The 24,033-nt window shown below is 47.5% G+C and carries 10 protein-coding genes and 1 pseudogene; 6 read left to right on the forward strand and 5 right to left on the reverse strand.

Translation table 11 applies throughout. The features are described from left to right. The first annotated feature begins 23 nt into the window (after positions 1-23). From recC to recD, 3 genes are read left to right on the forward strand one after another with little or no spacing between them, the layout of a single operon-like run. The gene (recC, locus tag AC5YB3_RS00770; protein WP_494526315.1) at positions 24-3,836 is read left to right on the forward strand and encodes an exodeoxyribonuclease V subunit gamma; all 3,813 of its coding nucleotides are present in this window, start codon (positions 24-26) and stop codon (positions 3,834-3,836) included. Next, a complete protein-coding gene (gene recB, locus AC5YB3_RS00775; protein ID WP_494526316.1) occupies positions 3,833-7,651 on the forward strand; it encodes an exodeoxyribonuclease V subunit beta in 3,819 nt (1,272 codons plus the stop codon). The genes recC and recB overlap by 4 nt, the downstream gene beginning before the upstream one ends. Continuing rightward, on the forward strand, positions 7,648-9,858 hold the full coding sequence (gene recD, locus AC5YB3_RS00780) for an exodeoxyribonuclease V subunit alpha (protein WP_494526317.1): 2,211 nt from the start codon (positions 7,648-7,650) through the stop codon (positions 9,856-9,858). Before recB ends, recD begins: the two co-directional genes overlap by 4 nt. A gap of 11 nt (positions 9,859-9,869) precedes the next feature. On the opposite strand, the gene AC5YB3_RS00785 is transcribed toward recD, so the two are convergent. Beyond that, on the reverse strand, positions 9,870-10,328 hold the full coding sequence (locus tag AC5YB3_RS00785) for a GNAT family N-acetyltransferase (protein ID WP_494526318.1): 459 nt from the start codon (positions 10,326-10,328) through the stop codon (positions 9,870-9,872). Between the two features lie 414 nt (positions 10,329-10,742). Here AC5YB3_RS00785 and AC5YB3_RS00790 point away from each other — a divergent pair, with 414 nt between their 5' ends. Then, on the forward strand, positions 10,743-11,756 hold the full coding sequence (locus AC5YB3_RS00790; protein ID WP_494526319.1) for a D-alanine--D-alanine ligase: 1,014 nt from the start codon (positions 10,743-10,745) through the stop codon (positions 11,754-11,756). A 222-nt stretch (positions 11,757-11,978) separates the two neighbouring features. Here AC5YB3_RS00790 and AC5YB3_RS00795 read toward each other — a convergent pair. The 4 genes and pseudogenes from AC5YB3_RS00795 to AC5YB3_RS00810 form a co-directional block, all read right to left on the reverse strand. Further along, positions 11,979-14,227 (reverse strand): annotated as a pseudogene (locus AC5YB3_RS00795) (sensor domain-containing phosphodiesterase). A gap of 148 nt (positions 14,228-14,375) precedes the next feature. Continuing rightward, complete coding sequence (locus AC5YB3_RS00800) at positions 14,376-15,590, reverse strand: RsmB/NOP family class I SAM-dependent RNA methyltransferase (RefSeq protein ID WP_261271554.1); 1,215 nt, start codon at positions 15,588-15,590, stop codon at positions 14,376-14,378. Positions 15,591-15,734: 144 nt separating this feature from the next. Further along, positions 15,735-17,006, reverse strand: coding sequence for a sugar MFS transporter (locus AC5YB3_RS00805; protein WP_432370155.1), 1,272 nt, complete (start codon positions 17,004-17,006; stop codon positions 15,735-15,737). Between the two features lie 396 nt (positions 17,007-17,402). Beyond that, complete coding sequence (locus tag AC5YB3_RS00810) at positions 17,403-19,025, reverse strand: alpha-glucosidase family protein (protein WP_494526320.1); 1,623 nt, start codon at positions 19,023-19,025, stop codon at positions 17,403-17,405. A gap of 496 nt (positions 19,026-19,521) precedes the next feature. Here AC5YB3_RS00810 and AC5YB3_RS00815 point away from each other — a divergent pair, with 496 nt between their 5' ends. Together AC5YB3_RS00815 and AC5YB3_RS00820 are read left to right on the forward strand one after the other, a co-directional pair. Continuing rightward, positions 19,522-22,317, forward strand: coding sequence for a TonB-dependent receptor (locus tag AC5YB3_RS00815; protein WP_494526321.1), 2,796 nt, complete (start codon positions 19,522-19,524; stop codon positions 22,315-22,317). Positions 22,318-22,441: 124 nt separating this feature from the next. Further along, complete coding sequence (locus AC5YB3_RS00820; protein ID WP_259484130.1) at positions 22,442-23,944, forward strand: tryptophan halogenase family protein; 1,503 nt, start codon at positions 22,442-22,444, stop codon at positions 23,942-23,944. Positions 23,945-24,033 lie beyond the last annotated feature (89 nt).

Below are 24,033 nucleotides of genomic sequence, written 5' to 3' on the forward strand. Positions count from 1 at the left end.
ACTGTCACCATGCCGAGTTGCACATGCTAAAGTTAATCCAGTCCAATCAGATGGAAGTGCTCTGCGCCCATTTAGCCGCTTACCTGACCCAGCCCCTTGTTTTTGCACGTCTACTGAGTAACGAGCATATTCTGGTGCAGAGTCCTGGCATGTCGACTTGGCTGCGCCTCGAAATCGCCAAACAAAATGGGATTGCTGCCGCATTGGAATTCCCACTGCCGTCGAGCTTTACCTGGCAGTTGTGCCATGACTTATTACCCGATGTGCCCAAGGACAACGCCTTCACTAAGGCGGCGATGACGTGGAAGCTGATGCAACTCTTGCCGCGCATGTTGCAAGATGACGCCTTTGGGCCATTGAGACACTATCTAGGTAATACGCTAGACAACAGGTCCACCATAAATACCGCCGATACGAGTGAACATCTCAACACCAGTGATATGACGGCTGACGACATTAAGCTGTACCAACTCTGTGGCCGTATCGCCGATATCTTCGACCAATACTTAGTGTATCGCCCCGATTGGATTTTAGCGTGGGAGCAAAACGAGCATCCCGAATCACTCACCAAGCCGCTGAATGAAGACCAACGCTGGCAACCCATTTTATGGCGCGCACTGATTGCCTTTAACCGTGATGAACTTAATCAAAGCCATTACCACAGGGCCAATCTGCACAGCGACTTAATTGCCGCGCTGAATAATCCCGACACGTCACTCGCCAAATTGCCGCAACGCTTATTTGTGTTTGGCATTTCCTCGATGGCGCCGCAAACCCTCGAAGTGCTTTACCATCTGGCAGGACGTATCGATGTGATCGTGCTGGGTTTAAGCCCATGTCAGCACTATTGGGGTGACATTGTTGATCCCCGTAATCGTGCCCGCATGGCGGTGCAATATGCGGGTAAACGCCAATTAGCCGAACTGTGGGAAGATAAACTCGAAGTAGGCAATCCGCTGCTTGCCAATAACGGCAAGATGGGCCGTGAATTACTCGATATGCTGCTTGAACTTCCCGCCGAACACTGCGACTTTGGCGATGATGTGTATTGTGAGCCCTGTGACGATCCCAACTCGCCACACAGTAACGCCAGCATGCTACACGGGGTGCAATACGATATTTTAGAGATGCAAACCTTAGACAGAGTACTAGGGCCTGATGCCGAGCTGTATCAGAATGTCGAGAACAGACGCCTGCTTAAGCGCGACGATGAATCCATTCGAGTTAAGAGTTGTCACAGTCCACTGCGGGAAGTCGAAACCCTGCACGATCACTTGCTTGAGTTACTCAGCAACCATGCCGACCTGACACCCAAAGACATAGTGGTGATGATGCCCGATGTCGCCGCCTACGCGCCCTATATCGATGCCGTCTTCTCGGCGAAGCAAGGTCTGCATTACATTCCCTACGCCATTGCCGATCGCGGCGCAGCGCAGGAATCACCGCTCATCAATAGCTTTTTGAATTTACTGGGGATTAATCAGAGTCGTTTTGGTCTGACCGACATTTTGAGCATACTCGAAGTGCCCGCCATTTTACGCAGTTTCCAACTCGATGACGATGAATTGCAACTCATCCGCCGCTGGTTAGATGAAGCGGGCGTGCGCTGGGGCCGCGATGAACAAAGCCGCCTTAAGCAAGGTGTGCCAGCGTTTGAGCAAAACTCCTGGGCCTTTGGTATTAAAAGGCTGATTTTAGGCTATGCCTTGAGTGACGATGCGCCGCTGTACCAAGATCATCTGATCGTGACTGGCATCGAAGGCCAATCGGCGCAGGCGTTAGGTAAGTTACTCAATTTTATTGAAGTACTCGATGAAACGGCGCAAATACTCGCCTTACCGCAAGTGGGCGCCCTGCGTTTGGCTGAATTAACTGAGCTGCTGGATGCTTTTTACGACACAGATGAAGACGAGCGCGAACAATTGCAGGAAATCCGCGATGCCATTGCCGCCCTAGAGCAAGAGTTACTATCAGCGGGCAAGCCATTAGATACAAACTCGTTAGATACAAGTATGTTCGTGACACTAGCCCAACAGAGCATAAGCGGACTGAGCCTCAGTATCGAAGTGCTGCAGCAATGGTTTAATCAGCGCTTAACCGAATCTCGGGTAGGCCAGCGTTATCTTGCGGGAAGCGTGAACTTTTGTACCTTGATGCCGATGCGCTCGATCCCCTTTAAGATCGTGTGTTTACTCGGCATGAATGATGGGGTGTATCCTAGGGTTCAGCATCCCGTCGGCTTTGATTTAATGGCACACTTTGGTGCCCGTAAAGGCGATCGTTCCCGCCGTCTCGATGACAGATATTTGTTTTTAGAAGCCTTATTGTCGGCGCGCGAGCAACTGTACATCAGCTACATCGGTCGCAGCGAACGGGATAACTCTGAACGTATCGCCTCTATGCTCGTCTCTGAACTGATTGAATATTGTCAGCTGTGCTATTTGCCTGAAACGCTATTGGCTCAATCGCAGAAAGCTTCAAGCCCCATAGACCCAGAAGATGCTGAAAAAGCCCTCTATAACGCGATCGTCAGCCACCATCCGCTGCAACCCTTCGATCCTAAGTTGTATCAAGCCGCAGTAAAAAGTGATGACGAGAATAGCTCAAACATAGATGGCTCAAGCATAAGTAAAAATGAGTCAGGCATAGGCCAAAGTTACAGCCAGCAATGGTGTCCGCCCAATGCGGCAGCGGCAGGCACACATGCGGGCCGCTTTATCGGCGCGCAAACTCGCATCATGCTCGAAGCGGATGAGCAAGACTCAATGCCAGATACAGAGGCACAGCCCGCTTCTGTGCGCGAACAACAGCAAAGTAAGCAAGTGGATGTGTCTGCCCTGATCCGTTTCTTTCGAAATCCGGCGCAGTACTTCTTCAACCGAACGCTTAAAGTCGATCTTAGCCTTAATATTCAGGCCGATGATAATGACGAGCCCTTTAGCTTAAATGCCCTAGAGCGCTATATGTTGCAGGCCCAGTTACTCGACGATGCCATAGGCCAAGGTCTGACTGAGCCCGATATCGAGCTAATTAAACGCCTCAAAGCCAGCGGCAGTTTGCCGATGCAGCCCTTCGATGATTTGCTGCTACGCCAATATCAGCACGATATTAAGCCTTTGATTGGCAGAACCTTGTTCCTCAAGGGAGAACAAACCAGTAGTCATGCGGATATTAAACTCCTGTTTGACTTACCCATCACGGCGGGTAAATCCCAGCAAGTGTTACTGCAAGGCCGTATTGATGACATCAGCCCTAAGGGATTAGTGAATTACCGTCCCGGTAGCGCCCACGGCCGCGATGTGCTGAGGTTATACCTTCGCCACCTGTGTTTAATGGCAATGGGCCACACACATGCAAGCTATCTACTCGACATGGGGCATTTCCACGCCTTAGCGCCAATCACTGCTGAGCGCGCCCATGCGTTACTGGCAGATTTGCTGGTGCTGTTTTATCAAGGTCAGCAATACCCACTGTGTTTTATGCCGCGCACCTCACTGGCCTACGTCAGCTGCGAAGGTGAGCACGATGAGCGTTTGCAGCAAGCGTTACCTGAATGGCTGGATGAGCAGAGTCAATTGGGTGAAGGGAACGAGCCCCATTACCAACGCTTATTCAGTTTTCCGCGGGATTTCTCTGAGAATAGCTTTGGCGCATTAGCCGAGCGCATCTATCGCCCTATGGTGAGTTTATATCTCAAAGATACGCTGGCTCAGCTTGAGGAATTTGCGCTGAACGATGGCATGAGCCAAAGCCAGACTCCCGATGTACAAGCAACTGAAACAAAAGCGACTGCAGCACATTTAAACCGCGATAGCGCACAGGGAGAGCAATCATGAGTGATCACATGCAGTTAAACGCAGCGGCGTTACATTCAGCGGCGCAGGCGCTTGATCCACTCACATTACCCTTTGGCGGTAGTCGTCTTATTGAGGCCAGCGCTGGCACAGGTAAAACCTACACCATTTCAGGTCTCTATTTACGCTTATTGCTTGGTGATGGTATTCCTGCGCCGCTGACCTGCGAGCAAATTCTAGTGGTAACCTTCACCAATGCGGCCACCGAAGAGCTAAGGGATCGTATTCGCCGGCGTATTCAAGTCGCCTTTAAGTGCTTCTTGGGTTTAACGATTGCCGATCCCTTTGTGCAGGCGCTGTATGACAACACCCCAGAGAGTGATCGCGCCATTGCCCTGAGGCGATTCGATCTCGCCCTTAAATCCCTCGACGAAGCGGCGATTTTTACCATCCACGGTTTCTGTCAGCGAATTTTATCCGATCTCGCCTTTGAGTCTTCCCTGCTGTTCGAATCGGACTTTACCTTGGACGACAGCGAGTTTTTACACCATGCCGTGCGGGATTTTTGGCGTGAGGCCTGTTATCCGCTGCCCGATTACTTAGCGCAAATCATTGCTAAGGAATTTGGCGAGCCCGATGGTTTGGTCAAACAGTTGCGACCGCTCCTTGGCGCCAGTCAAGCAAAGCCTCTGAAACCCGCGCTTAAGTTTGATGCCTTGGCCCTGTCACTGCGCCAAAGTTTAGAGCGCTTTAAATTAGCTTGGCCGCGGGGACGCGATGGTTTATTAGCATTGCTACACGGTTTGCCGCTGAACGGCACCCGCTTTGGCAAAGCAACGGATAAATACCCCAAGCTCGCCGCCATGTTCGATGCGCTGGATAACTGGCTCGCCTTCGGTCATGGGTTACCGCCACTGAAAGAGTTAGAAGCCTTGTCCTTGTCGGAGTTAAAGCTCAACAAGGGCGGCGTGATCCCAAGCGTGAGCGAAGCGCCGCTGATGGATCATATGGAGCAACTTGCCACATTGATTGCCGCCATTAAACCGGCGTTTTTGTATAGTGCGAAACTTGGTATAAGCGAGCGATTTGCCCAGCAAAAGCAGCAAAAAAACGTGCTGACTCCCGATGACTTGCTCACAACGTTAGCAAGCGCGTTAAACGCTAATAATGAAACCTTGCCCAAAGCCGTAGCGACACGTTTCCCCGTCGCGCTTATCGATGAATTCCAAGATACCGATCCGCTGCAATTTGCGATCTTCTCTGGCATCTACCAAGGCCGCTACTCGTTTGAGCAGCAAGGTGTAGATACTACAGAGAACAAGCTCAGCCTGTTGATGATTGGCGATCCTAAGCAAGCCATTTATGCCTTTCGCGGCGCCGATATCCATACCTATATTGAGGCCCGTAATCATACGCAGGCCCACTATCATCTGGATACCAACTACCGCTCAAGCGCAAACATGGTCGCTGGGGTTAACCATCTGTTTAGCCAGCATCACGATCCTTTTATCAGTCAGTCGATCCCCTTTGATAGCGTGAAAACGCCCAGCAGTGCCAAGGGGAAAACCCTCACTGAAAAAACAGCTAATCCAGCTGCCTTAAGATTAAGACTCTTAAGCGAAAGCGCAGAAAACGGCCTCAACAAAACCACCGCCAGACACTTGCTCGCCGAAGATGCAGCAGCGGAGATCACCCGTTTACTGACAGATGCGGCCAATGGCGCGTGCCACAGCCCGAAAGGGCCTTTGATCGCTAAAGACATCGCTATCTTAGTGCGAGACCGCAACGAAGCGGCGGTGATGAAAACCGCACTGAGTAAACGTCACATAGGCGCAGTGTTTTTAAGCCGCGACAGTGTATTCGATACCCTTGAAGCGCGGGAAATGGCGTTAATTTTGCGATCTCTGGCGAATCCTAAGGATGAGCGGGCACTGCGCAGCGCCCTAGCCACGGCATTATTAGGCTACAGCGCCGAGCAAATTCATGCCTTCAACCAAGATGAAGAGCACAGACAGCTGTTATTAGAGCAGTTTTTTAACTTGCACCAAGTGTGGCACAAACGCGGCATCATGCCCGCGCTACTCAGCCTTGCCAATAGCACTAAGCTGATTGACCGTTTACTGCACTCCGCTAGTACGCAAACCGATGCACAGGAGCAAGATGCTACGAATGGCGAGCGCCGTTTGACGGATTTTCGTCACCTTGCCGAGCTATTACAGCAAAAGGCCACCGAGCTTGATGGTATTAGCGCCCTGCTCAATTGGTATGAACAACAACTGATTGATAACACAGGCACCGATGAACAGCAGCTGCGCCTCGAAAGCGAGCAGAATCTGGTGCAGATCGTCACTATCCATAAGAGTAAGGGCCTTGAGTATCCCGTATGTTTTGTGCCCTTTGTTAGCCTAGCCCGCGACAATCGCCGCCGCCCGACGCCTATGCTGTACCACAGAACCAACGACGCAGGTGAGCAAGAACTCGTGTGGGATATCGAAGGCACGGATGAAGGTTGGGATCGCGCCAAACAAGAAACCTTGGCCGAAGACTTGCGCTTGCTATATGTGGCGCTCACTCGCCCTGTGTATTTGTGTTACTTGTATATCGCCAATCACAGTCGTCAGCTTAAAAATGGCCTTAAAAGTCAGCTGCATGAAACCGCCATAGGCTATCTGCTCGGCATAGGCGACTCAGAATGTGACTTTGCCCGTATCTGCAATGCAGCGCAGCAGCTCGCACAAGATGTGGAAGCCATAAGTATTGATAAGGTGCCCGATGACATAGACGAGCGGCCATTGCCCTCAAGCCAAGACATAGCACAAATACTGAGCGCGAAAACCTTAACCCGCCAATACAGCACGCCGTGGCGAGTCGGCAGTTATTCAGGCCTAGTTAAAAATACCAGCCATGGCAAAGCCGCTCCGGGCGCCGATGATGAAGCATTAGGCACACTTGAATATATGGCTGCGCAAACACTCTCTATTCCTGATGAGCCAAGTCATGAGCTGCAGGATGGCATGCTCAATCGCTTTAACTTTGAGCGTGGCGCTAACGCAGGTAGTTTTATGCACTTAGTGCTAGAAGAGATTGATTTTACACAGGCAGACAGAGACTTACCGCTGCAATTACCTAAAGCCATGCTGAAATACGGTATCGCGCCCGAGTGGCAAACGGTATTGCACACTTGGTATCTGGATGTGCTGCATGCGCCGCTTGGACTAATGCCATCAACAGTGCCATCAATAGTGCCAACGACAATGCCTTCAACATCGGCCTTAGAGAATAATTCCAAGACGGCCAAACCTGAGCATCCTGATTTGTGCTTAGCCAAGTTATCGCCGCAGGATACCTTAGTCGAAATGGAGTTTTATTTACCCCTAAGCGAGCTTAAGGATACTGAGCTCAATGCGCTACTACAGCAGTTTGGCTATGAGTCGACACTTAAGTTTGATGATCTCAAGGGCATGCTCAAAGGCTTTATCGACTTAACCTTTGAATACCAAGGAAAATATTATATCGCCGACTATAAGTCGAATCATTTAGGCGACAACATCAATGCCTATCATCAGAGCGCGCTGCAAAGTGCCATAACCGATCATAGGTACGATTTGCAGTACATCCTCTACTCATTGGCGCTGCACAGATATTTGAGTTTACGCCTGCCAAGTTATGACTACGAAAGCCATATCGGCGGTTGTTATTACTTGTTCTTACGGGGTATGTCGGCTCAGTATCCCGGCTACGGTATTTACTACGACAAGCCGCCGAAGGCACTTATTCTCGCGCTGGATTCACTTTTTAATGACAATTTATTTCACAGCAGATTAGCTGGTGCAATCGATATAGGAGTCACGGCATGATGCGCTCAACTCAAGGGCTAAATGCACATTCACTCACAGCCGCGAAATGGATAGACCATGGCGCAATCCAGCTTAGCGCGCCGCTACCAGAGCTGTTGAAACTGTGGGAGCAGGAACGACTGCTCACACCGCTCGACCGACATTTCGCGCTCGAGATGAGCCACTTACATCCAAGTGACAGCCAACAACCCTTGTTTATGTTGCTATGTTCGCTGTTAAGCCAGCAATTATCTTCACAGCACAGTTGCCTAGTACTCGCTCATATCGTGCCGCTTAATCCCATGGCCGAGCAAAATAGCCATTGTAAAATCAGCTTAAGTCTCGAAGCACTCACAGAGACTTTGCAAACCTTTGATGCCGTTGGCCAAGCGGGCAGTAACAAACCACTTATTTTTGATAATGGCAGACTCTATTTGCAGCGTTATCATCAATTTGAAACCTCAGTGGCCGCTTCTTTAATCCGCCTATCTGGCAGCGTATCTAAACACTCTGAAAACGTAAGCCACCAAGAGCAAACTCAAACCGCAAAATTGAGGTCACTGTTAGATCAACTGTTCCCTGCCAATCTGCTCGCGCCCCATTCACTCACTACCAGTGAGGACACAGCACCCATTGATTGGCAAAAGGTCGCCACAGCAACAGCGTTAGGCAAAAAACTGTCGGTGATCACTGGCGGCCCAGGTACAGGCAAAACCACCACAGTGACTAAGCTTTTGTTATTGTTGCAAATGGAATCACAACAGGAAATCCGTTTAGTCGCACCCACGGGAAAAGCTGCAGCTCGGTTAAGCGAATCGATCAAAGCCTCAAAAGCGCGTCTGGCAAAGGAACTCAGCGCCCATGCTGATGTTGTTGACGACGCTAGTAATAGAAATAACCAAGACTTTTTAACGGCATTGGGGCGTATTCCAGAAGAGGCTTCAACCTTACACAGGCTGCTCGGGGTAATCCCAAATTCGCCGCACTTTCGCCGCCATCAAGGTAATCCGCTTAGGCTCGACTTATTGATCGTCGACGAAGCCTCTATGGTCGATTTGCCCATGATGTATAAATTGCTCAGCGCACTTCCGGAACATGCCAGTTTGATTTTACTCGGCGATCAGGACCAACTCGCCTCGGTTGAGGCTGGCGCTGTGCTCGCCGATATTTGTGCTGGCCTGAAAATGCCAGTAGCTCCCAATAACCTCGCGCAAAATAACATAGCGTCAAACAGCCAAGCTCTGTGGCAAATGCGCTATTCCAAGGAGCAAGCCGAGCGCCTGAGCGCTTTAACGGGTTTTGAGTTAACGCTCTTTATCAACGATGCCCCTAAACTTGGCGATAGCTTATGTATGCTGATGCACAGCCACAGATTTAAAGGCGATGCGGGGATTGGACTGCTTGCTAGCGCCGTCAATCGCGCGGATCTTCAAGGCATATTGCAGGTATGGCAACAAGGCCCTGCTGAATTGAAGTGGTTAGAACACAGCATGGTCGTAAGCCAAACCCAAGCCAAAGTTAGCGAGCCTGCTAATAATGTGGGACTCAATTTACTGTTAGCGCAAGCCTGCCAGCAGTACGGCGTTTATCTCAGCGCCTTGAATAGCGATGTAAACATTAGCGATGAAAGTCATAGCGATGAAAATCATAGTGATTTAAGTAAGCGTCCAAGCACAGCTGAGATCATAGAAAGCTTTAACCAGTACCGCATTTTATGCGCCATGCGCTCAGGCGATTATGGGGTTGAAGGCATCAATCAGTATGTAACTCAAGCATTGGCCAATGCCAAGCTGATTAAACCGCTACAGGAGTTTTATCTGGGGCGGCCGATTATCATCCAAAGCAATGACTATAACTTAGGCCTGTTTAACGGTGATATCGGATTGATTTTGCAGGATGAAGATAGACCCGAACGTTTAATGGCGCACTTTATCAAGGCCGATGGCAGTCTGTTAAAAGTCTTGCCAGCACGTTTACCCAGCCATGAAACCTGTTACGCCATGACAGTCCACAAAAGCCAAGGCAGCGAGTTTAGCCGTGTAGCCTTAGTGCTGCCACCTAACCCCAGCCTAGCGCAGTGGCAACTGCTGACCAAAGAGTTAATCTACACCGCCATCACCCGCGCTAAAGTGCATTTTACCTGCTTAGGCACCCAACACGTATTCGAGCGGGCCAGCAGCCAAGCAACCCAACGCGCATCGGGTCTTGCAGACAGACTTTGGGGTTAGGTTAGGTTCGTTTAGCTCAAGACTAAGCTATAACGGAAGGAGGTTTTGGTAAACCCTATGCTTTCATAGTATTGCTGAGTGGCAATGCGCTGGGTCGATGTAGTGAGTTCGAGTAACTGACAGGCTTCTTGTCTTCCGCGCGCTTTAGCAAAATCGATCAGCAGAGTGCCTATGCCCTGACCCCGCATGTCGGCATTCACCACAATTGCGGTTATACGACAGATACGACTCAAGGCGGGGAAATAATCAAAGAACATTAAGGCCATCACAGCGACAACTTGCGGCTCACCCTGTGTATTGGGTTGCTCACATACTAATAGCTCATCACTGCGGGACTGGGGATTATCTTGGTACTCGGTTAATGTCTGGGCTAACGTGGCCACAGGCAAAGCGTAACCAAGCTGCTCAAGTAGCAGCTGAATACTCTCTGCATCGTGTAACTGAGCTAACCGAATGTTTTTATGTGTCATACTAATTTCCCCTCATCATTCACCAAAACTCTTTACGATGACTTCTGACCATAGTCGTTCAATGCAACAATGCCATGCTGAAATGCATCCCGAATGCCGTTACACTCACTGTCGTGTCGTTTGGTCACTGATAATTTGTATCACTGCTAATTTTTTCGCGGCTAAAAGTGATTCCACAGTTGCAAAACATTGGCAGCTAACCCCACAAAAATCAAAATAAATTCGCCAAATGCACAAGCCCTCATTTGCAATGCGATTAAATGCGTTAAAATTCACCACTTAATAGCCGTCAGTCAGCAAAACCTTGCACTCATGGGGACAAGAAAACTAAGATGACAGCGGTTGTACTATAGGATGATGTTCGTATTGCCACAGGCCGATATCATCCGATTTTGCTCACTTTGAGGAATCATAATGTCTAAGATCAATCTGCTTTTGCTGTGCGGCGGCGGAAGTGCCGAACACGATATTTCATTAATGTCGGCCAACTATTTTGAAACCTCACTGGCAAAATCTGAGCAGTTTTCCGTGTTGCGAGTCGAACTGGATAAATTAGGCCAGTACCGCACCACCGCAGGTGACGACTGTGAGCTGACCAATAGCCGCGAGATTCGCTTCCGTGATGAAAGCAAAACGCCATGGCCAGTCGATTACGTCATTCCTTGCATTCATGGCTATCCCGGCGAGACCGGCGACATTCAATCCTATTTTAATCTGATCCAACTGCCCTATTTTGGCTGTGAATCCGAAGCGAGCAGTAACTGCTTCAATAAGATCACCGCTAAAATGTGGTTCTCGGCCTTAGGTATTCCTAATACGCCGTATATTTTCCTGAATCAGTTCGATGATGCGGCGATTGAGCAAACCCAAGCAGCATTGGCACAATGGGGATCGATCTTCGTTAAAGCGGCCTCGCAGGGTTCCTCTGTCGGTTGTTACAAAGTGGATGACAGCGATAAAGTTGCAGGCGTGCTTAAGGATGCATTCGGCTATGCACCCTATGTGATCGTTGAAAAAACCATAAAAGCCCGCGAGTTAGAAGTAGCAGTCTACGAGTACAATGGTGAAGTGGTGGCGACAGTGCCAGGTGAAATCATCTGTGATACCAACACCTTCTACACCTTCGATGAGAAATACGCCAAAAACAGTAAAGCGCGCACCGATGTGGTCGCGCAGCATGTGTCAGCTGAGATCAGTGAACAAATCCGCGCCTATGCAATCAAGGCATTTAAAGGAATGAAGCTGCGTCACTTATCGCGCATCGACTTTTTCTTAACCGCGGACAATGAAATTCTATTGAATGAAATCAATACTTTCCCAGGTTCTACGCCGATTTCTATGTTCCCTAAAATGCTGCAAAATCACGGTCACGACTTTACTGAATACTTGAGTCTAGTGATTAACGGTCAGCTAACCGCTAAATCTTAACGCTCGCCCACCTGACTCAATGTGAACGCAGATACTGTGTGCAGCACCCGTTTTCAGTAATAAAAAGAGCGCCTAAGCGCTCTTTTTATTTATTATATTTCAATATGTTATATCTAAAACTTGAATTCTTACCTTACATCTAAATCCGAAATCTAAATCAAACTGTCGCTGATTAAGCCGCCCTCACATCAAGGTCAAATATCAAGGTCAAACGTTAAAACCCTAATGCAGCTCAGCTTGCTTTGCCAACAGCGCAAAGAAGGCAGCTTTAGGCATAGGTTTATAGAAAAGGTAGCCTTGAATCTCTTGAATATGATTTGACATCACAAACTTAAGCTGTGACTCAGTTTCCACCCCTTCAGCCGTCACGGTTAAATCTAACGCATGGCTTAACCGCACTATGGCCTCCACCAACGCTTCGTGACGCTTGCCTTCATCTAATCGGTCGATAAAGCTCTTATCAATCTTAATTTGATCAATAGGGAAATTAGCCAAATAGGACAAGGACGAATAGCCAGTACCAAAGTCATCCAAGGAAATTTTAATCCCCTTAAGCCGCAAACCATTCAGTACATCAATAAGATGCGTATGTTGCTTCATCAGCAAAGATTCAGTGATCTCAAGGGTTAACCTGTCGTAGGGGAAATCTGTTACTTCGAGTTGCTCGGTAATCTCAGCGAAGGAATCCACAAAGGCATCTTGCAGTTCATGGGACCAAAACTCAAAGGTCGACACATTCACCGATAAGTTAATCGGCCAATTGTGAGCCTGCATCTCTAAGATGGTTTGCATAGCGCCAAGGCGCACATCTCGACCAATATCAACGATTAAGCCGCTGTTCTCCACGATGGGAATAAACTCATCGGGGGGAATGAATTGCCCTTCAAGCTGCCAACGAAGTAAAACCTCGGCGCGAACAATCAAACCTGTGGTCGCATTCACTATGGGCTGGTAATAAAGCTCAAAGGTTTGTTGATCGAGTGCCTGCTTAAGTTGATTATGAAGGCTGGCAATGCGCTCGGCATTAAGCTGCATTTGCTCAGTAAAAAAATGATAACGATTTCGACCATTTGCCTTAGAAATATACATGGCCTGATCGGCGCAATTTAACAGCTGCTCGAGATCGAGGGCATCTTCTGGAAAACGCGCAATCCCAATGCTTACCGAACTATAAACGCCTTTACCATCGGCTAGCACATAACGTTTAGCCACATGCTTATTAATTTTTTCAGCAAGTTGCGCCAACTCTTTCTGGTTAACTATCCCAGGTAACAGCAAGGCAAACTCATCACCGCCGAGGCGCGCAAACACCATAGTGTCTTCAGGCACTCGCAAATCTGCCGCACCACTTGCACTAATAACGCATCACCTTTGTCGTGGCCATGGGTGTCGTTAACTTGTTTAAAGTTATCTAAATCCATCAACATAAAACTAAAGCCGGGCGTCAGACTGTCGGAGGTAATTAAAGATTGAATCAGTTTAAACAAGGCATTGCGGTTAGCAAGCCCAGTCAGCGAGTCATTATTGGCCTGATACTTAATCAGCTGCGCCGCTTTTTTACGTTCGCTAATATCGGAAAATAACCACGCAAAACACGGCTGTAATCCATTAGGCTCTCGAAATGTGCTGACGATAAGATCTAGATAAAACTCTTCGCCATTGCCCCTTAAGCCAACCAATTCCCCCTGCCACACTTTATCCTGCGCTAAATGCTCAAATAGGCCGGCTAACTCATTCGATTGAGACGCAGATAAAAACATCTTGGGGTTAAAGTTTGCTATATCAATATCTTGTGGAAGAACGATATGTCTAAAAGCGGGATTAGCATAGAGAACGGAATCATCGGAATTGGAGATAACCAGTGCCAAAGGCAAGCGGTCAAAAATTTTCACTGCTAAACGCTGAAACTCCATCGATCGACTGCGTTCAATGGCTAAACTGGCTAATCGTGCCGCCTCTGTAATCAGCTCTAAATCAAGCTCGGTTGGGGACTTTATCGTATCGTAGTACATGGCAAATGTGCCGAGCACTTTGCCTTGAGTATCTTTGATAGGTTCAGACCAGCAAGATTTAAGACCGGCGCGTAATGGCAGTTCTTTATAATTTTCCCAGTAAGGATGAGTAGCTATGTCTTCAACGATAACCCGCTTTGCGAAGTAAGCCGCGGTGCCGCAGGAACCAACATTGGGGCCAATCTCGACCCCATTAATCGCTTGGTTGTAACTGTCGGGTAAATGGGGCGCAGCACCTAACAACAAACGTTTGCCGTCACCGCTGAGCAGTAATACAGACCCTCGAGTGCCTATCTTTTGCGCTTCGATTTTTAGCACTAAGGCGTGCAAGATTTCATGTAGCGGTGCGCCATTAAGCAGCATAGAGAGAATACTGCTATAGCACGCTATGCTGACATTGTGGGCGAGTTTAACGTCAGCATGGTCGAGCAGATCTGGAAGATTAACGCCGGACGCCATAATTCCCTTAGAAAAAAGTTGCAATATAAATACACATTCACAATGTTAAAATATTTATAACTTATAGGAAATTCTAGGCACTAATGTTAACTAAGTAAACCCTGTATCAATTCAATAAAGGGCTTACTTTAGTCTTAACTGCAGGGCTTTATTCTTGAATACGTTCAAGTTTTGCAAGGTAAAAACCATCAAATCCGCTATCGGCAGGGCTGATACTTTCATCCTCAATCAGGCGGAAATTAGGATTCTCGGCTAAAAACGCATCGACTTGACCGCGGTTCTCGCAGGGGAAGATTGAACAGGTCGCATAAACCACTATGCCACCAACCTTCACCATGCGGCTGTAGCTGGTTAAAATGTGCTTTTGAAGCTCCATTAACACAGGTAAACGCTCAACAGTATCGCGCCATTTTGCATCTGGATTACGCTTTAATACGCCCAAACCTGAGCATGGCACATCGAGTAATACCCGATCGGCACTCAGTTTTAAGCGTTTAATGGTTTTACTGCTGGCGATAACGCGGGTTTCGACATTGTGCGCGCCATTGCGACGGGCACGCTCTTTGAGTTTGTCGAGTTTCCATTGCTCCACATCCATGGCCAACAAGCGCCCTTTGCCCTGCATTTGCGCGGCTATGTGTAAGGTTTTGCCCCCCGCGCCTGCGCAAGCATCAATAACTTTCATGCCTGGCTTGGCATCAAGCGCCGCCGCCACGCGCTGAGAGCCCGCATCTTGCTGCTCGAATAAGCCATCTTTAAAGCTTTGGGTACGGAACAAGGCAGAATCGGAGGTCACTTCAAGGGCAGAATCGACCCCATCAACGCTCAGCGTGCTCACAAACTCAGCGGCAAGCTTAGCGGCCAATTCATCACGCGTCACTTTAAGGCCATTTGCGCGTAAAAAACGCTTCGGCGCTGTGCTTAACGCGGCGCGCTCTTTTTCCCAAGACTCGCCTAATTGCTCACGGCCCATCGCATCGAGCCACTCAGGGCAACCGTCCCACAGTACTGGCTTAGTTTTCGCCTGCTCGGTGCGCTCGGCTAAACGCGCCTCATCGACTTGCAGCGAATATTGCATTTTAGGCAGTTCAAGCCCGTGGAATAAATGCCACGCATTAAGCAATTTAGAGCCAAAGCGCTCCATCTCATCTGGACTGATTTCCGCCAGATAACAATATAAATTTAAGCGACGTAGGATATCACCCGTCGTGAATGCGATACGCGCCTGTTCGGCGGGTACCAATTGCAACCCAGAAAAATGCTGAGAATAGGCCCGATCTAAGGGTTTTCCTTGGCTCAGCACCATAGTTAAGATACTGATCACTAATTCGTTCGAGCTGGCAGAAAGCGGAGAATTCAACATTTAAAAGGTCACCATGAATGATAAAACCGGAGGATCATAGGAGGTCAGGCCCTAATACGCAAGCACGCTGGCGCTGAGTTAAGGTTAAAGCCATAAAAAAAGCGATCCAAAGGGATCGCTTTTAAGTGTCAGCCAGTTAACCCGTTACATTTTTGAGCCTTTAGAGCCATAGAACAAGATAAAGCCATAACAAATAACAGGCAGAATAAAGGCGAGTTGCACGCCGAGGTTATCCGCTAACATGCCTTGGAATAAAGGTAGAATCGCACCACCCACAATTGCCAGACATAGAATGCCACTGCCCTGTGAAGTGTGTGGACCTAAATCACGCAGCGCTAAGCTGAAGATCGTTGGGAACATAATCGAGTTAAATAACCCCACCCCAAGAATTGCCCACATGGCAATGCTGCCACTGGTTGTCATCGCCACAACCACAAGTAGCGCCGCCATAAAGGCATTAAACGCAAGCACTGAGCCAGCCGGCACTTTTTGCATTACCACAGAGCCAATGAAACGTCCCACCATAGCGCCGCCCCAGTAATAGGCGATGTAATGGGCGGCTTCAGCTTCTGGCATACCGGCAATATGGCTTTCACCTAAGAAACTGACCAAGAAGCTACCGATAGACACTTCGGCACCGACATACACAAAAATACCCACAGCGCCGAGCACTAAGTGCTTGCTTTGCAAGGCACTGGTTTTACCTAGATGGGTTTGTACTTCACCTTGAACACTTTCATCATGCTCACGGATCACTGGTAAATCTAACTTCGCAAAAATCAGCGCTAAGATAGCCAAGGCGCCAGAAAGTAACAGGTATGGCAGTTTAACCACTTCGGCTTCGGCGCTTGCGTGGGCTAAATCGCTTGATACCGAACTGGCGACAGAAAGAATTAACATTGCACCAAAGAATGGTGCGACTGTTGTACCTAATGCATTGAAAGCTTGCGTTAAATTTAAACGGCTCGAGGCAGTTTCGCTACTGCCTAAGGCGTTAACATAGGGGTTAGCTGCCACCTGTAGGATAGTGATACCCGATGCTAAAACGAATAACGCGCCAAGAAACAGATTATAGGTCGCTAGCGTGGCCGCTGGATAAAACAGCGCACAGCCAATACTCGCAATCACAAGACCAGTAACAATCCCCTTTTGATAACCCAGTTTTTTCACTAAGTTACCGGCGGGGATCGACACTAAGAAGTAAGCACCGAAGAAACAAAACTGGATCAACATGGCTTGAGTGTAATTCAGTGAAAACACCGCTTTAAGATGCGGGATCAGAATATCGTTCAAGCAAGTGATAAAACCCCACATAAAAAACAGTGAAGTTAATGAGATCAAGGCAAAACGATAACTGCCCGACCCATTTTCGCCAGTGCTGCTCGTGTAGCTATCGGTATTAATTGATGACGCCATAGTTATTCTCTCTGTATGTTTTTATTATCAGGAACTCAGTAAGGTTACATTCCCCAGTGTGCCCGTGGGCGGCTTTACGTCGAATAGTGGGCTTGGGTATATACCCAAGCTACCTGAAGATACGAGTTTCAGAGCGCCTAGGGTGCTTCAATTCAAGGCGCATCAATGACAGAATGTCGGCCACCTTTTGAATTGATGCAACACCGAAGTGGAGTGCCCTAGGCGCTCCGTCCCGGCGGGTTTTAACGCACTTTATGCCGTGTTGGTTATTTTTAACTTAGTCCACTAGGTCTGCAAATAACCGCCTTGCCTAAAGTGCGTTACATTCCCGCTGAATCCTGCATCTTCAAGTTGTTTGGGTATATAACACCTCAGCCGAATAAAAATGAATCATTTTCAGTTTAAAACTGCATAAAAGCTGGCAAATGCCGAAAACTTCAGCTGATTGTTTTCTATTTGTGCGGTTTTAAGGCCATGTCCCGTCAATATTTCACTAAATTTAAACTGTGATAAATCCAACTCAACATTGTTATCGCCTAAGTTGAATCCGACGAATATTTTGAGCTCTCCTAAGGTGCGGATGAAGGCCAAGATGGGCTCGTTGGTATCCACAAATTGGATATCGCCTTCAACCAACACTGGATGTAATTTACGCCAAGCAAGAAAACGTCGATAACCGTTAAGCATGGAATCTGCATCTGATTCTTGTACATCCACCGCTAACGCTTGATGCGCAGGGGCGATAGGCAACCAAGGCGAAACCTCACTAAAACCGCTAAAATCGGCGCCTTGCTGCCACGGCATTGGCGTACGGCAACCATCACGACCTTTGAACATAGGCCAGAAGGTTTTGCCAAAGGGATCTTGCAACTCATGGTATTCAATCGGCGCTTCGGTTAAACCGAGTTCTTCACCTTGATAACTACACACACTACCACGCAGTGAACTTAGCATGGCATTGAGCATTTTGACCATGTCTGAATTCTGTTTGCCCTGCCCCCAACGGCTCGCCACACGCTGCACATCATGATTACCGATAGCCCAACAAGGCCAGCCATCACCTATGCTCGCTTCTAATGCCTCTACGGTTTGGCGAATATAAGCGGCGCTGTAATCGTCGGTCAGTAGCTCAAAACTGTAGGCCATGTGCAGGCGATCTTCACCCTTAGTGTACGCCGCCATCACAGCTAAAGAGTCTTCGGCAGACACTTCACCTAAGGTCACCGCACCAGGATAACGATTAATAAGCTTTCGTAAATCTTCAATAAACGCGATGGTTTGCGGACGGTCATTATTGTAGTAATGATATTGATAGGCGTAAGGGTTATCTTCACTGAAACCTCGGCCCTGACGTTTATCCTTAGGTTTTGCCGGATTGTCCCTGAGCTGTTCATCGTGATAACAGAAGGTAATCGCATCTAAGCGGAATCCATCAACGCCTTTTTTAAGCCAGAATTCAACATTATCCAGCACAGCTTGACGCACGTCAGGGTTATGGAAATTGATATCGGGCTGGCTACGCAGGAAGTTATGTAAATAGTATTGTTGTCTGCGCGGCTCCCATTCCCAAGCGCAACCACCAAAAATCGCGAGCCAGTTGTTAGGCGCTGTGCCGTCTTCCTTAGGATCGGCCCACACGTACCAATCCGCTTTGGGATTCGTACGGCTCTCGCGGCTTTCAACAAACCACGCATGCTGATCAGAGGTATGACTTAATACTTGATCGATAATGACCTTAATGCCTAAGCCGTGGGCTTTTTCAATCAATTCATCGAAATCATGCATAGTGCCAAAAAGAGGGTCAACTTCGCGGTAATCACTGATGTCGTAGCCAAAATCTGCCATGGGCGATTTGAAGAATGGTGAAATCCAGATGGCATCGACGTTGAGGCTCGCAATGTAGTTCAGCTTAGCGATAATGCCACGCAAATCACCAACGCCATCACCATTAGTATCTAAAAGGCTACGCGGATAAATTTGATAAATCACCGCGCCACGCCACCAAGTTAACTCACTCATTGTTGCCCCTTTATCGTTATTCTACAGCGATTTTTCCCTAACACACTCACGCAAACAGTTATCGTTTTGTTACTGCAGAGTAAAGGTATCGCGGCTTATTTTGTGTCACCGAGCATACGTGAAGAGGGAAATAAGGTTCAATACACCTGCATACGTATGCAGAAGACCGCGCCAGAAATCACATTGAGCTTTAACTCACTTTACCGCTTATTAACAGTCACTTAATTGCAAAATAAAATCATTTTACGCCATGAGATTTCCCGCAATTAACGGCTATTATTAACTCAACAAGGCATTGAATACGTATGCACTCTGTTGTTCCGCTAAGAAGCTCGGGAGTAGTATCTTCACCGTTGCATAACAATTTGGTCATAAACGCAGCACTTATGCAGTCAATTAAGCGCCCAGATACCAAAAAAAAGGCCGCAAACATAACGCGGTGATAACGATAAAACGCTCTACAAAGCGATAAAGCGACTCCAAGGGGAAGAGAGATATGATGCGATTTAAACCCAGTTTGCTAACCTTAGCGCTCATTGCCGCAGGTGCGAGTATGCACTCCTATGCGGCAGATGAAGTGGCGACAGATAAGACAGCTAAAGATGAAAATATTGAAGTGATTCAAGTCACTGGTATTCGTCGTAGCTTGCAAGAATCCCAATCACTTAAGATGTCATCTTCTTCTATCGTTGAAGCCATTTCAGCGGAAGACATAGGTAAATTACCTGATGTCAGTATTGCAGAATCTCTAGCACGATTACCTGGCGTATCGGCACAACGACTCGATGGTCGTGCCAACGTAATTTCTATCCGCGGTATGGGCCCTGACTTCACTACCGCCACATTAAATGGTCGCGAACAGGCCTCTGTGAACGATAACCGCAGTGTGGAATTCGACCAATATCCATCTGAGTTATTAAATCGCGTCGTGGTTTATAAGACACCCGATGCCTCTGTTATGGCGCAAGCCATCGGCGGTACGGTTGATATGCAAACAATCAGTCCTTTAGCCCACGGTGAACAAACGATTGCCGTTTCGTTACGCGGCGAAATGAACGATTTAGGTTCATTAAACAGCGGCTCAAGTGACACAGGCTACCGTGGCAGTATCTCTTATATTGACCAATTCGCCGATGACACTATTGGTGTCGCCATTGGTTATGCTCGCATGATGTCACCTAACCAAGAAGAACGTTGGCAAGCTTGGGGTTACCCAGATTTATATAAGCACATTGATAATGGCCAAGAGTTTTATAACGCCAATGCCGATTATAATGGTGTACTTGGCGAAGCAGCTGGATTTAAAGGTTTAGGTGGAGCCAAGCCCTTCGTTCGCTCAAGTGAATTAGAACGTGATGGTGTGCTCGCCGTATTTGAATATGCACCAAATACCACTTTCCACTCAACCTTAGACATTTACTACTCTAAATTTACCGATGATCAACGCCTACGAGGCATTGAAATCCCTGGTGCATGGGGTACTAATGGTGGACTAGTTTCTCCTACAGTGAGTGATGGATTAATGACAGCTGGTACCATTAATGGTGCTGAAGTCGTTATCCGTAACGACGTGAACAAACGTGATGCGGATTCTCTGTCTATTGGCTGGAATAACAAATTCAACATCAATGATAACTGGAATGTTGAAGCCGATATCTCCATGTCTAGAGCTAACCGTACCGACATAGGTATGGAAAGTTACTCAGGAACTGGCCGCGGTACAGGTGTGGGTGCGGTTGACGATTTAGGCTTTGCTTATAACGGTAAAGGCGGTTATGTATTTGACCATAACCTCGATTATTCTGATAAAAACCTGATCAAACTTGGCGATCCACTCGGTTGGGGTAGCCCGCTAGGCGCTAACACTCAAGACGGCTTTATCAACAAACCTGAAATTGAGGATGAGCTAAAATCCTTCCGTTTAAGCGCTGAATATGTGCTCGATGGCGGTGCCGTTCGTAGCGTTGAGTTTGGTGTGAATCGTACTAATCGCGATAAAACCAAATTAGATAAAGGTTATTACCTGACACTCAAAGGTTATGACGGTTCTGCCAATTACACTATGGCAGTACCAGATCAATACTTACTTGCACCAACGTCACTCGACTTCTTTGGCATGGGCAATGTATTAAGTTACGACTCGTTGGCTTTCTACAATGACGGTAACTATACAGAAACTGACGTCGCTGATGTGGATCTTTCCCGCGCTACTAACTCTTGGGCTGTACAGGAAAAAGTGACAACGGGCTATGTGATGGCCAACCTTGAATCAGAAGTGTTTGGTATTCCTTTGACTGGCAACGCAGGCTTACAAGCGGTTCATACCGATCAGTCCTCTGACGGTACAGTGGCAACGGTTGAAAATGGCTTAGTGGTGTTAACACCACGCACTGCGGGTGATTCCTATGTTGAATGGCTGCCAAGCGTTAACTTAAGTTTCGAGGTCGCCGATAGCCAAGTGGTTCGTTTAGCCGCAGCGCGCACGTTAACCCGTTCACGCATGGACAAAATGAATGCCAACCTAAACTACACTTATTCAGCTAACCCAAGTGGTGGCAACGTTAACTGGAGTGGTAACGCAGGTAATCCTGAGTTACGTCCATGGTTAGCCCGTCAATATGACTTAAGCTATGAAAACTATTTCAGCGACCAAGGTTATTTCTCGGTAGCAGTATTCTACAAAGATCTTGAAAACTTCGTTTACGATCAACATACAGACTTTGATTTCAGCACCCTATTCCCACAAGGACCTACTGATAACCCGATTGGCGATGTCACCCAACCACAAAACGGTGAAGGTGGTTATGTTCAAGGTGTTGAAGCCTCTGTATCTGTCGACTTTGGTATGTTTGCCGATGTGTTAAGTGGCTTTGGTACTGTTATTAGTGGCTCGTATAACGACAGTGAAGTAAAGGAAACCCCGACCAGTAATCCAACAACCTTGCCAGGTCTGTCAGAAAAAACCTTAAACGCGACGATCTACTATGAAAACTCAGGCTTTGAAGCACGCATTAGCTCACGCTACCGCAGCGACTTCCTAGGTGAAGTCACAAAGATCAGTCTGCAACGCGAAAACGTGAACATCAAAGCGGAAACTGTGGTTGATGCACAAATCGGTTATGACTTTAGCGAAAGTGGTATTGAGTCCCTGTATGGTTTATCTGTTCAGTTCCAAGTGAACAACTTAACCAACGAGCCTTTCACCTCTTACACTAGCGATGATCAACGTTTAGTCCGTGATTACCAAAACTATGGCCGTAACTTTATGTTAGGCGCGAACTATAAGTTCTAATCCTGCACGGCTTAAAGCCTCTGTAACCTGTTACAGAGGCTTTTTTACTTTATCATTTCAAGCCACTAGGCTATTCATCTGCGTTAACTGATCACCACTAATTATAAAATAAAAGGCATATATCATGAATAAAATCAAAGATATCGTCATTGTCGGTGGCGGTTCTTCAGGTTGGATGACGGCGGCCATGTTGGCAAGATTGTTTAAATCAACACTGAATATCACCCTGATTGAATCTGAAGATATAGGCACAGTGGGCGTAGGTGAAGCCACCATTCCACCACTGCAAATATTCAATAACGTCCTTGGGATTTCCGAAGCCGATTTTATCAATGCCACCCAAGCAACGTTTAAATTGGGTATTCAATTCGAAAATTGGGGCAAACCGGATGAAGCCTATATGCATGCTTTTGGCAATATAGGTAAAGATATAGGTTTTACTCAATTTCATCATTACTGGCTCAGCACCTCCCCAAAAGAGGTCAATTCATTTTGGGATTATTCGGTTAATTACCAAGCGGCAAAACACAATAAATTTCAAGTACTCCAGCAGATCCCAAACTCTCCCCTTGCCGGCTTAACTCATGCTTATCATTTCGATGCAGCGCTCTATGCCCAATTTTTACGGCGTTTCAGTGAGCAACTGGGAGTAAAGCGTATCGAAGGCAAAATTACGGCGGTTGAACTCACGCCAAACGGCGATATTGAAAGTGTAATCTTAGGAACAGGACAAACTGTAAAAGCCGATTTCTTTATAGATTGCTCGGGCTTTGCCGCGCTACTGATAGAAAAAGCGCTCAAGGTTGGCTTCGATAGCTACCAACACTGGCTCCCCTGCGACAGCGCCTATGCCGTACCCTGCGAAAAAACGCCAGCAATAACGCCTTATACGCGTTCTATCGCCCATGATGCGGGTTGGCAATGGCGGATCCCGCTGCAGCACCGCACAGGCAATGGGTTAGTCTATTGCAGTCGCTATATCAGTGATAACGCCGCCAAACAGATTTTACTCAATAATTTAGATGGTAAGCCGTTGGCTGAACCTAAGAAAATCAATTTCACGACCGGACGACGAATCAAGCAGTGGCATAAAAATTGTGTCGCCATCGGCCTTTCGAGTGGATTCTTAGAGCCTTTAGAATCCACCAGCTTGCATTTAGTCCAATCAGCGATTATTCGCTTAAGTAAACTCTTTCCACATCAAGGAATTGCACAAGCGAATGTCGATGAATTTAATCGTCAGTCCCAACTTGAATTTGAACAAATCCGCGATTTTATTATCTTGCACTATCATTTAAACCAAAGGGAAGATGCTCAGGAAAATGGGTTTTGGCATCAATGCCGAACCATGGTTCTGCCAGAGAGTTTGCAGCAAAAAATCGCCCTATTTCGTGCCACAGGCACAGTGTTTAGACATCAAGATGAACTCTTTACCGAAGCCGCATGGATTCAAGTCATGTTGGGGCAAGGCATTAGGCCTCGGGATTTCAATCCATTAGCGGCAACCATTCAACCGCAAGCACTAAGTGAATTTCTGCTCAACATGCGTACCATTATTGATAATACCGTCACTAAGCTACCAACCCATGACCAGTATTTAGCGCACTTATCGACACATAAAGCATAAATGCGGCTTAAGAGTTACAACTGACGTTAAGAGTGTACTAACTCATCGATTTATAAATTGAATTTGCAGTTTAAATTTGAATCAACAAG

The organism is Shewanella sp. 1311, from assembly GCF_059338235.1.